The organism is Acerihabitans arboris, from assembly GCF_010131535.1.
GTDB classification, from domain to species: domain Bacteria; phylum Pseudomonadota; class Gammaproteobacteria; order Enterobacterales; family Enterobacteriaceae; genus Acerihabitans; species Acerihabitans arboris.
The window spans coordinates 253,187-267,698 of sequence record NZ_WUBS01000004.1 but is presented as its reverse complement, the minus strand read 5'-3'; the positions used below and the strand labels follow the sequence as shown (position 1 = coordinate 267,698).

General features: G+C 58.1%; 14 protein-coding genes. 7 read left to right on the top strand and 7 right to left on the bottom strand.

Annotation, left to right across the window (positions count from 1 at the left end; genetic code table 11):
* Positions 1 to 37: 37 nt before the first annotated feature.
* Positions 38 to 1,768 carry an arginine--tRNA ligase gene (gene argS, locus GRH90_RS07390; protein WP_162365298.1) on the bottom strand — a complete coding sequence of 577 codons (1,731 nt, stop codon included), beginning with the start codon at positions 1,766 to 1,768 and terminating at the stop codon, positions 38 to 40.
* A 657-nt stretch (positions 1,769 to 2,425) separates the two neighbouring features.
* Here argS and GRH90_RS07385 point away from each other — a divergent pair.
* Entirely contained in the window at positions 2,426 to 2,992 is a 567-nt protein-coding gene (locus GRH90_RS07385; protein WP_162365297.1) for a VOC family protein, read from the top strand.
* Here the strand turns inward: GRH90_RS07385 and GRH90_RS07380 are convergent.
* Positions 2,989 to 4,134 (bottom strand): MalY/PatB family protein, encoded by a 1,146-nt coding sequence (locus GRH90_RS07380; protein WP_162365296.1) that lies wholly within the window; start codon positions 4,132 to 4,134, stop codon positions 2,989 to 2,991. The genes GRH90_RS07385 and GRH90_RS07380 overlap by 4 nt on opposite strands.
* A gap of 96 nt (positions 4,135 to 4,230) precedes the next feature.
* Here GRH90_RS07380 and cutC point away from each other — a divergent pair, with 96 nt between their 5' ends.
* The gene (gene cutC / locus GRH90_RS07375; protein ID WP_162365295.1) at positions 4,231 to 4,995 is read left to right on the top strand and encodes a copper homeostasis protein CutC; all 765 of its coding nucleotides are present in this window, start codon (positions 4,231 to 4,233) and stop codon (positions 4,993 to 4,995) included.
* Positions 4,996 to 5,143: 148 nt separating this feature from the next.
* Here cutC and cmoB read toward each other — a convergent pair whose 3' ends face one another.
* From cmoB to GRH90_RS07355, 4 genes are all read right to left on the bottom strand, one after another.
* A complete protein-coding gene (cmoB, locus tag GRH90_RS07370) occupies positions 5,144 to 6,115 on the bottom strand; it encodes a tRNA 5-methoxyuridine(34)/uridine 5-oxyacetic acid(34) synthase CmoB (RefSeq protein WP_162365294.1) in 972 nt (323 codons plus the stop codon).
* The gene (gene cmoA / locus GRH90_RS07365; protein ID WP_162365293.1) at positions 6,112 to 6,855 is read right to left on the bottom strand and encodes a carboxy-S-adenosyl-L-methionine synthase CmoA; all 744 of its coding nucleotides are present in this window, start codon (positions 6,853 to 6,855) and stop codon (positions 6,112 to 6,114) included. The genes cmoB and cmoA overlap by 4 nt, the downstream gene beginning before the upstream one ends.
* A 96-nt stretch (positions 6,856 to 6,951) precedes the next feature.
* Entirely contained in the window at positions 6,952 to 7,347 is a 396-nt protein-coding gene (locus GRH90_RS07360) for an MAPEG family protein (RefSeq protein WP_162365292.1), read from the bottom strand.
* A 100-nt stretch (positions 7,348 to 7,447) separates the two neighbouring features.
* Entirely contained in the window at positions 7,448 to 8,263 is an 816-nt protein-coding gene (locus GRH90_RS07355) for a DUF72 domain-containing protein (RefSeq protein WP_162365291.1), read from the bottom strand.
* A 189-nt stretch (positions 8,264 to 8,452) separates the two neighbouring features.
* Here GRH90_RS07355 and GRH90_RS07350 point away from each other — a divergent pair, with 189 nt between their 5' ends.
* The gene (locus GRH90_RS07350) at positions 8,453 to 9,745 is read left to right on the top strand and encodes an AAA family ATPase (RefSeq protein WP_162365290.1); all 1,293 of its coding nucleotides are present in this window, start codon (positions 8,453 to 8,455) and stop codon (positions 9,743 to 9,745) included.
* Positions 9,745 to 10,395, top strand: a complete 651-nt coding sequence (locus tag GRH90_RS07345; RefSeq protein WP_162365289.1) for an HNH endonuclease — start codon at positions 9,745 to 9,747, stop codon at positions 10,393 to 10,395. The genes GRH90_RS07350 and GRH90_RS07345 overlap by 1 nt, the downstream gene beginning before the upstream one ends.
* Positions 10,396 to 10,596: 201 nt before the next feature.
* Here GRH90_RS07345 and GRH90_RS07340 read toward each other — a convergent pair whose 3' ends face one another.
* Entirely contained in the window at positions 10,597 to 11,163 is a 567-nt protein-coding gene (locus GRH90_RS07340; RefSeq protein ID WP_162365288.1) for a hydrolase, read from the bottom strand.
* Between the two features lie 330 nt (positions 11,164 to 11,493).
* On the opposite strand from GRH90_RS07340, the gene aspS reads away from it, so the two are divergent.
* Genes aspS through GRH90_RS07325 form a run of 3 tightly spaced genes read left to right on the top strand, consistent with a single transcriptional unit; the run spans position 11,494 to position 14,495 of the window.
* Positions 11,494 to 13,284, top strand: a complete 1,791-nt coding sequence (gene aspS / locus GRH90_RS07335) for an aspartate--tRNA ligase (protein ID WP_162365287.1) — start codon at positions 11,494 to 11,496, stop codon at positions 13,282 to 13,284.
* The gene (nudB, locus tag GRH90_RS07330; protein ID WP_162365286.1) at positions 13,285 to 13,728 is read left to right on the top strand and encodes a dihydroneopterin triphosphate diphosphatase; all 444 of its coding nucleotides are present in this window, start codon (positions 13,285 to 13,287) and stop codon (positions 13,726 to 13,728) included. It abuts the gene before it with no gap.
* Positions 13,729 to 13,751: 23 nt separating this feature from the next.
* Positions 13,752 to 14,495: a YebC/PmpR family DNA-binding transcriptional regulator gene (locus tag GRH90_RS07325; RefSeq protein WP_162365285.1), complete on the top strand. Its 744-nt coding sequence runs from the start codon at positions 13,752 to 13,754 to the stop codon at positions 14,493 to 14,495.
* Positions 14,496 to 14,512: the final 17 nt, after the last annotated feature.

The following is a 14,512-nucleotide window of genomic DNA, read 5'->3' as shown; positions in this document are numbered from 1 at the left end:
CGGCCAAGCCGGCGCGCGGTTTCTTTAACGCCTGGGGTTACATGCGCTCGACGGTCTGGATGCCCAGCATCTCCAGGCCCTGCTTCAGGGTTCTTGAGGTCAGCAGCGCCAGCTTAAGACGACTTTGCAGGATATCGTTATGTTCGGCGGTCAGGATCGGGCAATGCTCGTAGAAACTGGAGAACAGCCCGGCCAGATCGTAAAGGTAGCTACACATCACGTGAGGCGTGCCGTCGCGGGCCAGCACGGTGATGGCTTCCTCAAACTGCAGCAGGCGGGCCGCCAGCAGCGTTTCCTGTTCCGCTTCCAGCCTGACCGGCGCCGTCAGCTGCCGTTCATCCAGGCCGCTGCGTTTAAACACCGACGCGACCCGGGTATAGGCATACTGCATATAGGGCGCGGTATTGCCTTCAAAGGCCAGCATATTGTCCCAGTCGAAGATATAGTCGGTGGTGCGGCTTTTGGACAGGTCGGCGTATTTCACCGCCCCGATGCCCACCACCCGCGCCAGGGTTTCCAGCTCTTCCGCCGGCATGTCCGGATTCTTTTCGGCGATCAGGCGGCGGGCGCGTTCTAGCGCTTCATCCAACAGATCGGCAAGCTTGATGGTACCGCCGGCGCGGGTTTTAAACGGTTTTCCATCCTTGCCGAGCATCATGCCGAACATATGGTGCTCCAGCGGGACGGATTCCGGCACATAGCCGGCTTTGCGCACGATGGACCAGGCCTGCAGCAAATGCTGGTGCTGGCGCGAATCGATATAATAAAGCACCCGGTCGGCCTTCAGCGTTTCGTAACGATATTTGGCGCAGGCGATATCGGTGGTGGTGTACAGGTAGGCGCCATCCTTCTTCTGGATGATCACCCCCATCGGCTCGCCTTCCTTGGTGCGAAATTCCTCCAGGTACACCACGGTGGCCCCGTCGCTTTCCACCGCCAGGCCCTTGGCTTTCAGATCGGCGACAATGCCCGGCAGCATATCGTTATACAGGCTCTCGCCCATCACGTCCTTACGGGTAAGGGTCACGTTCAGGCGGTCATACACCTGCTGGTTCTGCGCCATGGTGATATCCACCAGCTTACGCCACATCTGCCGGCAGTATTCGTCGCCGCCCTGCAGCTTGACCACATAGCTCCTGGCCCGCTCGGCGAACTCGGCGTCTTCGTCATAGGTTTTTTTCGCCGCGCGGTAAAATTCTTCCAGGCTGGATAATTGCATCTCCGGCTCGCCCCGGGACTGGATTTTCTCCAGGTAGGCTATCAGCATGCCGAACTGGGTGCCCCAGTCGCCCACATGATTGGCGCGAATCACCTTATGGCCGAGAAACTCCAGGGTACGCACCGCCGCATCGCCGATGATAGTGGAGCGCAGATGGCCGACATGCATCTCCTTGGCCACGTTCGGCGCCGAGTAGTCCACCACTATGGTCTGGGGAATGACCGGGGTGATATTAAGCCGCGGGGAGTCCAGCGCGGCATCGACCTGCAGCGCGAGCCACGCCGGGTCCAGGAAAATATTGATAAATCCGGGACCGGCAATGTCGATTTTTTGCGCTATGCCGTCAAGATCGAGCAGCGAAACCACTGTTTCCGCCAGCTGTCGCGGCGGGATACCGAGTTTTTTTGCCACGGACATGACGCCGTTGGCCTGATAATCGCCGAACTGCGCCTTGGCGGACTGGCGCACCTGCGCTTCACTTGCCACGGGCGCGCCGGCGGCCGTCAACGCCTGACTGACTTTGTCTGAAAGAAGAGACTGAATATTCACCGTATTACCTTTCTTACTAACGCTGGAAGAGGGGGGAACGCCGCCCCGGTTTTCCGGCTATCTGATATGTCGACCGCATGCCGCGGCATAGGCTTAATGCCCGGACGCAGGTCGAAAAGCAAAAGAAACACCGCTTATACCATAATCGGCGCGCCGAGTCAGTATGACCTGGCGGGTACCTGTAAAGTAAAAGCGGCTGTGGTGGCGGGCAAGGGATTAACCATGGGATATTCAGCCCATCAGGGGAAAAATGGGGGCTAGCGGTTGCGTGATCTTCTGGACGCGCCCAACTGATTACGATTTCTGGTGCGTAAGTGTTGAAGTATTGAAAACACCGCAATAACAACAAGTATTATGCACAATGTTAGTAACATCATAATTATATACTCTGAGTAATACCATTTATGAAAATAACGTATTTATCCGAGGTATACAATCCATGAAAAGCGCTTTAAGATAATACTGAGCACAGAATGCTCATTGATAAAAAAACGCGGCATAAGCGGCGCTTACGCGTGTTGCCAATGAGACAAAATAATATAAAGAAATGTTTTTTTTATTAAACAATATTAAAGGAACATTAAGTTATGTAATGAAATAAGATATTTCCTAGGATGCTATATTTTGGTGCGCTTGCATTAATTACGGGAATTGACAATGAATTGGATCACCATCCCACAATTAGCCGATCTCGCCGAGGACATTGTGTGTTTCGAACAGCGGCTCACGGCGCTGTCGTCGCGGCTCGGCCTGGTGCTGACCGATCACCGCATCGATCATATTGCGCTGCGCTGCCGGCAGGACGCCACGGCGCAGCGCTGGTTTGACGGCCTGCGGCGGTGCGGGCAATGCCTGAAAACCAGTGAATTCAACGGGCGCGCCATTGCGCTGTTCGTTATGCAAACGCCGATAAGCGTGGGGCCATTGCGCATTGACTGCGTGGAACTGCCCTGGCCGGGGCAGCGCCGTTATCCCCATGATGGCTGGGAACATATCGAGATCGTCCTGCCCGGCCCGCCCGACACGCTGGCGCAACGGGCGCTGGCGCTGCTGGCGGATTCGGCCCTGGCGGCGGCCGATATCAGCCTCAAACACAGCGCGCCGCAGGATGCGGGCGAGCGTTTGCCCAATCCGACGCTGGCGGTGACCGACGGACGGGTCACGATTAAATTTCACCCGCACAGCCTGCGCGCTATCGTGGGCAGCGAGGCGAGCGGCGGCTAGCCAAGCTCCCGAATTGCCCGTTCCATGCGTGCCACCGCCTGCTCCAGCAGGGCGCGCGGGCAGCCGAAATTCAGCCGGATAAACCGGGGATCGCCAAAATCCGCGCCGGCGGACAGGCCGACGCCCGCCTGCTCGAAAAATCGCTGAGCATTCTCCACGCCAAGCCGGCCGGCATCAATCCAGGCCAGATAGGTCGCTTCCGGCAGCGCCATGCGCAAACCCGGCAGGGCGTTGATGCGCGCGGCCAGCCAATCCCGGTTGCCGCGCAGGTAGTGGAGCTGCTCGTCCAGCCAGGGTTGCCCGTCGCGCCAGGCGGCGGTGGCGGCGACATACGCCAGCACATCCACATTCGGGACGATGCCGCTGCGTTGCGCAATAAATTTCATGCGTAACCGCGCATTGGGGATCACCGCCAGCGAAGCGCCCAGTCCGGCGATGTTAAAGGTCTTGGACGGCGACATCAGCGTGATGGAACGTTGTTCGGCATCCTCGCTCATCGATCCGAATGGAATATGCCTGGCCCCGGGCTCCAGCAGCAGATCGCAATGGATCTCGTCGGAGCAGACCAGCAGATTATGACGCCGGGCAAACGCCAACTGCTGTTCCAGCTCCTCGCGCCGGTAGACGGTGCCGCCTGGATTATGCGGGTTGCACAGCATCAACAACTGCTCCGTGCCGTCCATCGATTCCTCAATCGCCGCCAAATCCACCTGCCAGCGCCCCTGCGTTAGCGCCATCGGCGCCAGGCGCTGTTGACGCGCCGCGCCGCGCGCGGCCGAGCGGAACGGCGGGTAAATCGGCGTGGGGATAACGACGCCCATATCTTCCCGGGTCAGCGCGCGCACCGCCAGGTTAAGGCCGCTTACCAATCCCGGCAAAAAAACCAGCCATTCGGGTTTGACGCGCCATTGATAACGGCTGCGCATCCGTTCGACAAACAGCGTGGCCAGCTCCCCGGGAGGCGCGCCGTAACCAAAGACGCCGTGCTCGACACGCGCCCGCAATGCCTCGATAATAGCGGGAGGCGAGCGAAAATCAGTATCCGCCACCCACAGTGGAATAACATCGCGGCCATCATATTTTCGCCATTTATAACTGTCGCTGTGACGTCGGTCGATACTTTCGTCAAAGTTGAATGCCATAGTTATTTCCTTGGGTAATAAATAAGAAATTATCGCGACTGCCGAAGGGCTGTTTTTAAATGCCTGTTATCCTGGGGCGTCTATAAGGAGTATACAATGCCTAAATTGGAAGTCTGCTGCTATAGCCTTGACTGCGCCATAACGGCGGAGCAAGCGGGAGCGGACAGGATCGAGTTGTGCTCGGCCCCGACAGAAGGGGGGCTGACGCCCTCGCACGGCACGCTTCAACTGGCAAGGGAAAGGCTTACGCTTCCCGTTCACCCCATGGTCAGGCCACGGGGCGGCGATTTTTGCTACAGTGAAATCGAGTTCGACGGCATGCTTAACGATCTGGCGTTGGTACGCGATTGGGGCTTTCCCGGGGTGGTGGTCGGCGTGCTGGACCAAGAAGGGCATATCGATCTGCCGCGCATGCGGCGCATCATGGCGCAATGCGCTGGCGTGGCGGTCACCTTCCACCGCGCCTTCGATATGTGCATCAATCCCTACCAGGCGTTGCAGCAATTAACCGATCTGGGCGTGGCGCGCATCCTGACCTCCGGCCAACAGCAAAGCGCCGAAACAGGTTTAGCATTATTAAGGGAACTGAATGCCCAAAGCCGTGGTCCAATCATTATGGCAGGCGCTGGCGTGAGGTTAACCAATTTGCATAAGTTCCAACAAATTGGCATCCGTGAACTGCACAGTTCCGCAAGACAGGTGGTTGCTTCCGGGATGCGTTACCGCAAAGCGGGCGTAAGCATGAGCGTGGACAACGAAGCGGATGAATTTACCCGATTTTGCGTCGATGGCGATATGGTGGCGGCGATGAAACATGCGCTGTCCGCCTCTGCATCCTCCCCCTCGCACCGGCCGGCCTGACCGCTGATTTTGCCGCGCACACGAACTAACCCGCGTGATGCTTGCAAGTACCAGGCCCCAATATATTTCTTGGGGCTTTTTTTTATCCGCCGCAGCGTCATGTACCGAACCTCCGGTCGCTAATGCCGACGCGGTCTGCGCGGGCACGTCAGGGCTTGCGGGCAATCACCACTGCGCGCAGGGGGGCGGGGTAGCCCTCCACCGTCAGCCTGGGGTCGTCGGGATGCAGGAAGTCGGCCAGCGATTCGCTGGTCATCCATGATGTACGCCGCTGCTCGTTGGTGGTGGTCAGCGACGTGTCCGCCAACCGCACCTGCTCAAAACCGCATTTTTCCAGCCATAGCATCAGCGCGCCGGTGGAAGGAATAAAAAACACGTTGCGCATTTGGGCGTAACGTTCTCCGGGCACCAGCACCTGCCGGGCGTCGCCTTCGACCACCAGGGTTTCCAATACCAGTTCGCCGCCGCTGACCAATTGGTTCTTCAACTGCAGCAAATGATCCAGCGGCGAGCGCCGATGGTACAGCACCCCCATGGAAAATACCGTATCGAAGGCCGCCAGGTCGGGCAACTGCTCGATGCCCAACGGCAGCAGATGGGCGCGCTGATCCCCGCCGAGCAGCTTACGCACCGCCTCGAACTGGCAGAGGAACAGTTGCATCGGGTCGATGCCCACCGCCAGCTGCGCCCCCGCGCCGATGGTGCGCCACAGGTGATAACCGCTGCCGCAGCCCACATCCAGGATAATCCGCCCGGCCAGCGGGCTGATATGCGGCATGACGCGTTCCCATTTCCAGTCCGAACGCCATTCGGTGTCGATCTCGATATCGTAGAGGGAAAACGGGCCCTTGCGCCAGGGCATCAGCTGGCGCAGCAGCGATTCGACCCCTTCTTTTTGCCCCGCGGACAAAGGCGACTCACCCTGCGCCGACACGCCGCGCAGCAAATCCAGCCGGTGGGGCGTCAGCAGGGGCAGGCGATCGACGGCGTTGAACCACTGCCTGAATTTGCCGTGCAGCGAATCGTGCTGCCAGGCGCTCAGCTGCGATGGCAGGGTATTGAGCCAATGGTTCAGCGGGCCTTTGGCAATCAGCTGATAAAAATCACCAAAATCCGTCATGCCGCGCGCCCCGGTTTCACCGCAATCAATGAACCGAAATTAAAGCATTGGAACCAGACCTCGGCATGGCCGAAACCGGCCTGGCCCAGCCTGGCTTTATGGGTTTCCACGGTATCGGTGAGCATCACGTTTTCCAGCATGCTGCGTTTCTGGCTGATCTCCAGCTCGCTATAGCCGTTAGCCCGTTTGAAGTCATGATGCATGTTAAACAGCAGCTCGCCGATGCCGGCGTCGGTAAAGCTGAATTTCTCGGACAGCACCACGGCGCCGCCGGGGTTAAGCCCGGCGAACACCCGGTCGAGCATCAGCTGGCGATCCTTGGGCTCGAGGAATTGCAGCGTGAAGTTCAGCACCACCAGGGAGGCGTTGCCGATCGGCACGTCGCGGATATCCGCCTCGATAACGTCTACCGCCGTCGTGGCGCGAAACGCCTCGATATGCCGGCGGCAGCGCTCCACCATGGCGGCTGAGTTATCCACGGCAATGATACGGCAGCCGTCGGCGGTAATATTGCGGCGCATGGACAATGTGGCGGCGCCCAGCGAACAGCCAAGATCGTAAACCTGCGATCCTGGCGTGACAAAACGCCCGGCCAGCATGCCGATCATGGCAATAATATTGGAATAGCCGGGCACCGAGCGCTGGATCATGTCCGGGAAAACCTCGGCCACCCGTTCATCGAAGGTCCAGTCGCCCAATTTGGCAATCGGCGCGCAGAAGAGTTTATCGTGATTTGTCATCGAAATATCGGGGTTGTTCAGGGAAAGGCGCTATTCTAACAGATCGGCGGCACAAATCATGTGCCGCCATCCTTTATGCCGCCGGCACGCGCGGTGTTAACGCCAGCTTAACACCAGTTCCCAGGGCAGATACCACAAATTAAGCAACACCATCATGATCAACGACGCATAGGTGACGCTCATGCCGGTACGACGCCAGCTAAACTCCCGCTGGCGCAGGCCGAGCGAGTGCATAATCCGGCCGGCCATCAGCATCAGCCCGCACAGATGCAGGGTCCAGTTCGGCGTGCCGTTCATTTCCATGATCACCAGCATCAGCAGGCCTATGGGGATATACTCCACCGCATTGCCATGCACGCGAATCGCCGTCTGCAATTCATAAAAACCGCCGTCGCCGTAGGCCACACGATATGACGTTCGTAATTTTACGACATCCAATGACAGCTTAATCAACAACATGGCGCCGAAAACCACATAAAGCGCACTTACCATCTTCAACTCCATTACCCAGAAACCAAGCAGCGTGCAAATGATATCCTGACAGCGTGGCGCTGTCGTTATTATCGTGCTAAAAATACCCTGTTTTCAACAGTCAAAACAATGGGGCCTGTTGCGGCCAGGGCGGTATCGGCCCAACGCCGCTGATGCGGGCCGCGAGCAGCGGCCACAGCTGCTGGGCCAGGCGCGGCGCATGGCCGATATCGGGCGTATGGATAAACAGATAGGGCGAACGGCTTTGCGCCCACAGCCCCAGCTTATCCAGCCAGGGCTGGAACAGCCGGACGCTGTCGGTTATATCATCATTGCCGATATAACGAACCAACGGCCGGTCGCCGGTGAGTACGGCATGCACCGGCACCTTGGGTTTTTGGCGTTTGGCCGCCAGCATGGCGGCAGACGCGCCGGCGGATTGATGCACCGGACGGCTGTCGAGGATCACCCGGTTGACGCCGCGCTGCTGCAAACCCTGGTTAAGCCGCCGTTCGTCGTCGCCCTTGGCGAAGAACAGCGGATGACGCACTTCCACCCCATAGCTGAATCCTCCGGACAAGGCGTCGAGGAAGTTCCACAGATAATCCAGCTCCGCCGGGCCGAAGGCGGCCGGCAATTGCAGCCAGTATTGGCCGATGCGGCCTGCCAACGGATCGAGCACCTGATAAAACTGCGCAAGCTGGGTGCGGAAATCGCGCAACCCGCCCTGGTGGCTGATGGCGGCGGGAAATTTAAAGCAAAAACGGAAACTGTCGCCGGTCATGGCGCGCCAGTCATATACCCGCGCCGGATCCGGCAGGGCATACAGCGTGGTATTGCCCTCCACGCAGTTAAAATAGCGGGCGTAATCCGCCAGGCCGGCAATGCCGATAGGGTTCCAGGCGGCATGGTGCCACTGTGGCAAGCCGATAAACATGGCGGCACTCATCCTTGTCTTTTAGCGTATTAATAATAACAGATTAACGTGACAGCGCCGCCACGGCAAGATATTCAGCCGCGCGGAATTGCGGCGCTCTATTTAGCTCGTCGAAATAGTTGCATGTTATTATGGACGGGGGATTATCGCTATTGCATAATAAAAATAACACATGGCAACAGGATATATATGAAAATAAAAACCATTTCATTGAATAATTTCAAATGCTTTGAATTATTAGAATTGGAATTTAATGAACGCTTCAATGTTATTATCGGCGATAATGCAACGGGTAAGACCAGCATTCTCGACGCTATTTCTTTTGCGCTGGGCACTTTTTTTATCGGCGTCAGGAAGGTCACCGGCGACAGCGCCATTGAAATCCGCACGCTCAGGCAACACGAAAAAAGAAAAGTACTAACGGAAAACGCCTTGCATATCCAACTGCCGTTTAAAGTGGCGTTGTGCCATACCCTGCAGGATAAAGAATATCGCTGGACGCGCGAAACGGACAAAGTCACCGGCGGATCGACCTCCTACAAAGATGCGAACGCCATGATTAAGCATGCGGAACGTTTATGTAAGAATATTTATGAAGCGAATGATAATACCACTTTACCCCTGATTGCCTATTACGGCACCGCCCGGTTATTCAGCGATACATCCCAACGCCATCGCCTCTCCCGGGCCACGGCCCGGACGGAGGGTTATGCCGCGGCGCTCGATCCCCACGTCCTGCAGGAGCGTTTTATATCCTGGTTCGCCGATTATGAGGATTCGATTTTGAAGTTCGCCCGGGAAAAAAGCTTATATGACGCCTTTGTGAATACCATTACCACCCTGGTGCCGAACTGGCAAAAAATTCATTACAGCTGGACGCACAATACCATCCTCGGCTACATGGCGGACGGCACCTGGACATCGTTCGACATGCTCAGCAGCGGCTACCGCAGTATCATCAGGCTGTCCGCCGACATCGCCTACCGGGCGATAAAACTCAACCCGCACCTGCGGGAAAATGCCGTGTTGCTTACCGAAGGCGTGGTGCTGATTGATGAGCTGGATATGCACCTGCATCCGTCCTGGCAGCGCGACGTCGTGCAACTGCTCAAGGATGCGTTTCCCCGCATCCAGTTTATCGCCACCACCCATTCGCCGTTTATTATCCAGTCCATGCAAAGCCATGAGCTTATCAAACTGGCCGAGTGCCGGGTGGAAAGCACCTCGGACAATACCAACATGAAGGGCCTGGAGGATATCGTTGCGGATGAAATGGATGTCGGGGACGTCAGGCGCAGCAAACGATTCCTTGCGTACCAGCGCCTGGCCGAGCGTTATTTTTCGCTGCTAAACAGCGACACCGTGTCCGAGGCGAGTAAGACAGCCGCCAAACAGGCGCTGGATAATATCGAAACCGAATTTATGGATAATCCCGTCCTGGCGTATTTATTAGCCACCGAGAGAAAGCTAAAAGGATCATAATGCGGCCGCTCAATAAAAGATCGTTTACCGCACGGAAAGCGGAATATAAACCCTATGGCAGCGCCAAAACCGATCTTATGCGAGCTATCGGCGCTTATTGCAGCTATTGCGAGCGCCACAGCTATTCATGCGGCATCGATGTGGAACATATCAGGCATAAAAGCCAGTATATAGAACGGATGAATTTATGGTCCAATTTTCTACTGGCCTGTAAAAACTGCAATTCGGTAAAAGGGGTCAACGCCGTCAAAGACATGTATTTTCCCACCGTCAGCGATACGTTTCGCATATTTGCCTATCACTGGGACGGCAGGGTGGATATCAACCGGGCGGCGCTCGCCTGTCCGGCGGCGCGGGAAAAAGCCCGGTCGCTTATCCGGCTGGTGGGACTGGACCGGCGGCCCGGGCATCCCGACTACAGCCCCAGGGATAAACGCTGGAGCGATCGACGGGCTATTTGGGCGCTGGCCGAGCGCTACCTTACGCCTTGGCGCGCGGGCGTCCTTGATGCGCTGGTGATTGTCGATTTGGCTAAATTAAGCGGCGGCTGGTCAATCTGGATGACGGTATTCAAAGACGAGAAGCGGGTGCTGGATAAACTGATCGTTGATTTTCCCTGCACCAGGCTGGAATATTTCTCCCTGGCGTGAATAACCAGCATGGGATTGCCGATCGGGCCAATGCAGCCTGGCCAACCCGGCGCGACTCAACCGTCGGGTTCAACCCGGTGCCACCGCCGGCCATGCCGGCGCCGACCAGCTCGGCGAGTTAAGCTGTAGGGGTAAACCCGGCGCTGGGTGCGGCCCGGCCCCTTGCGGGGGCTGCCGTCCCGGGCGCGTGCCGCCAGGCGGTCAGAAAGCGGCCAGCACGTCCTTGCTGGTACGCACCCGGCCGATGCGCGGGAAAATATTTTTCATGCTGCCGTCGTGCTGTTCCTGGTTGTGGGCGCTGCAAACATCCTCGACCAGCACCAGTTCATAGCCCATTTCCCAGGCGTTGCGCGCGGTGGATTCCACGCCGATATTGGTGGAGATGCCGGCCAGCACGATGGTGGTGATGCCGCGACGGCGCAGCTGCAAATCCAAATCCGTGCCGTAAAACGCTCCCCACTGGCGTTTGATAATGCGGATATCGCTATCCTGCGCGCCCAATTGCGCGGGGAATTCCCACCAGTCCTCCGGCAGGTTTTTTGCGCCCGAGGGAGCATCCACCGGTTGTTGCGGCGCGTCGCCAAAGTCCGGCGACCAGCCGACCCGTACCAGGAATACCGGCGCGCCCAGCGCGCGAAAATGTTTCGCCAATGCGGCGGCCCGGGTGACCACCTGTTCACCGGTATAGGGGCCGCCGGCAAAGGGCACGATGCCTTTTTGCAGGTCAATCAGCACCAGCGCGCTGCGTGAAGGATCAAGTTTAAGCATAAAACGTCTCCGGTTGATAACAATACCCTTATTACAGGTCGCTGCCTGTTCATATAGCCATCGCAAGAGGGTATGTTATCAATGTGGTGTTATGACAGTGTCCCGGGTGGAATTTTTGTTAATAAGTATGTTAATGAATGATTATTTAACCAGCCGACGCGCGCGGGGTGCAGACGGGCTTATCCTGCGGGTGAATTTCCTTTATAATGGCCGCCTTTCGAACGCCGGCAAAATACCGATGCATCGCCGCCACTGTCGTCATTAATGAATAACAGCCCTGCCCCGCTTGAGTTAGCGGGACGGCGCGGGCTGAAAATCAAGGATATCGTTATGCGTACTGTATATTGCGGGCAGATCAACCTGTCCCATGTAGGCCAGGAAGTGACACTGTGCGGCTGGGTTAACCGCCGCCGGGACCTGGGCGGGCTGATTTTTATCGACATGAGGGATCGTGAGGGGCTGGCGCAGGTATTTTTCGACCCCGATCGCCAGGAGGCATTCAGCCGCGCGGCCGAACTGCGCAACGAATTTTGCATCCAGCTGACCGGCATCGTGAGGGCGCGCCCTGACAACCAGATCAATAAAGATATGGCTACCGGCGAGGTGGAAGTGCTGGCAACGCAGCTTACCATTATCAACCGCTCCGAACCCCTGCCTCTCGATTCAAACCAAACCAATACCGAAGAGCAGCGGCTGAAGTATCGTTACCTGGATCTGCGCCGTCCCGAAATGGCGCAACGGCTGAAGACGCGCGCGCGTATCACCAGCGCGGTGCGCCGTTTTATGGACGGCGAGGGGTTCCTGGATATCGAAACCCCGATGCTGACCAAGGCCACGCCGGAAGGCGCGCGCGACTACCTGGTGCCCAGCCGCGTGCATAAAGGCAAGTTTTATGCGCTGCCGCAATCGCCACAGCTGTTTAAACAGCTATTGATGATGTCCGGTTTCGACCGTTACTACCAAATCGTGAAATGCTTCCGCGATGAGGATTTACGCGCCGACCGCCAGCCCGAGTTTACCCAGATCGACGTGGAAACCTCCTTTATGAGCGCCGGGCAGGTGCGTGAAGTGATGGAACGTCTGGTGCGCGCGCTCTGGCAGGAAATCAAGGGCGTCGATTTGGGCGCGTTCCCGGTGATGACTTATGCCGAGGCGATGCGCCGCTTTGGGTCCGATAAACCCGATCTGCGCAATCCCATGGAAATCGTCGACGTGGCCGATTTGGTCAAGGACCTGGAGTTCAAGGTCTTCTCCGGCCCGGCCAACGACGCCAAAGGCCGCGTGGCGGTCATCCGCGTTCCCGGCGGCGGCCATCTCAGCCGTAAGCAAATCGACGAATACGGCAAGTTTATCGAAATCTACGGCGCCAAGGGCCTGGCGTACATCAAGGTCAACCAGCGTGACCTGGGCCTGGACGGGATACAAAGCCCGGTGGCCAAATTCCTCGACGCCGCCGTGCTGGAGGCGCTCCTTGCCCGCAGCGGCGCGCAGGACGGCGATATCCTGTTTTTCGGCGCCGATCGCCACAAGATCACCACCGACGCGCTGGGCGCGCTGCGCCTGAAACTGGGCCGCGATTTGCAGCTCACCGACGAAACCCGCTGGGCGCCGCTGTGGGTGATTGATTTCCCGATGTTCGAAGAGGACGACGAGGGCGGCCTGGCGGCGATGCATCATCCCTTTACCGCGCCGTTGTCCATGGATCCAGCGGCGCTGGCGACCGCGCCGCTGGACGCTGTCGCCAACGCCTACGATATGGTATTGAACGGCTACGAAGTCGGCGGCGGCTCGGTGCGTATCCATCGCAGCGAAATGCAGCAAACGGTGTTCGGCATCCTCGGCATCACCGAACATGAACAGCGGGAAAAATTCGGCTTCCTGCTCGACGCGCTGAAATACGGCACGCCGCCCCATGCCGGCCTGGCCTTTGGCCTGGACCGGCTGGTGATGCTGCTGACCGGCACCGACAATATCCGTGACGTTATTGCGTTTCCAAAGACCACGGCGGCGGCCGATCCGATGACCGACGCCCCAAGCTTCGGCAACGCCGCCGCGCTGGCGGAACTGTCCATTGCCGTGATTGGCAAGGGCAAGGAAGCGGCGGAACGCGGACAGCAATAAATGGCCTGGAAACGCCCGGTCTCGGTATTGATCGTCATTTATGCCGGCGATAGCGGCCGGGTGTTAATGTTGCAGCGGCGCGATGATGCGCAGTTCTGGCAGTCGGTAACCGGCAGCCTGGAGGGCGATGAGTCCCCGGCCGCCGCCGCCGCGCGCGAGGTCAGGGAAGAGACCGGTATCGATATCGACGCCGAGCGCCTGGTGCTGCGCGACTGCGAGCGCTGTATCGAATTTGAAATTTTCAGTCATTTACGTCACCGATATGCGCCGGGAGTGACGCGCAATACAGAATATTGGTTCAGTTTGACGTTACCCTCAGAACGGGTACCCGCGATCAGTGAACATTTGGCTTATCGCTGGCTGCCGGCGGCAGAGGCGGCTTTACTGACCAAATCCTGGAGCAATCGGCAGGCGATTGAAGAATTTGTTATTTATCCGGCCTGATAAGGCTTATTTCGGAGAGATTTATGGCAGGTCATAGCAAGTGGGCCAATACCAAGCATCGTAAAGCGGCTCAGGACAGTAAACGTGGCAAGATTTTTACCAAAATCATTCGCGAGCTGGTGACCGCCGCGCGCCTGGGCGGCGGCGACGTCGGCTCCAACCCGCGCCTGCGCGCGGCGGTGGATAAGGCGCTGGCGAATAATATGACGCGCGACACGCTTAACCGCGCCATCGCCCGCGGCGTCGGCGGCGACGACGATACACAAATGGAAACCATTGTGTACGAAGGTTACGGTCCCGGCGGCACGGCGGTCATGGTGGAATGCCTGAGCGACAACCGCAACCGCACCGTGGCGGAAGTGCGCCACGCGTTTACCAAAACCGGCGGCAACCTGGGCACCGACGGTTCCGTTTCCTATCTGTTCACCAAAAAAGGCGTGATCTCCTATGCGCCGGGCCTGACCGAAGATCGGGTGATGGACGCGGCGCTGGAAGCCGGCGCGGAAGATGTGGTGACCTATGACGACGGAGCGATCGATGTGTATACCTCGCCGGAAGATTTCGGCCAGGTCAAGGACGCCCTTGAGGCGGCCGGGCTACACGCCGAGTCCTCCGAAGTCGGGTTGATTCCCTCCACCAAGGCCGACCTGGACGAGGAAACCGCGCCCAAGCTGCTGCGCCTGATAGACCTGCTGGAGGACTCGGACGACGTGCAGGAAGTGTACCATAACGGCGAGATCTCCGACGAGGTGGCGGCAACGCTGTGACGGCGATCTGGTGTGAC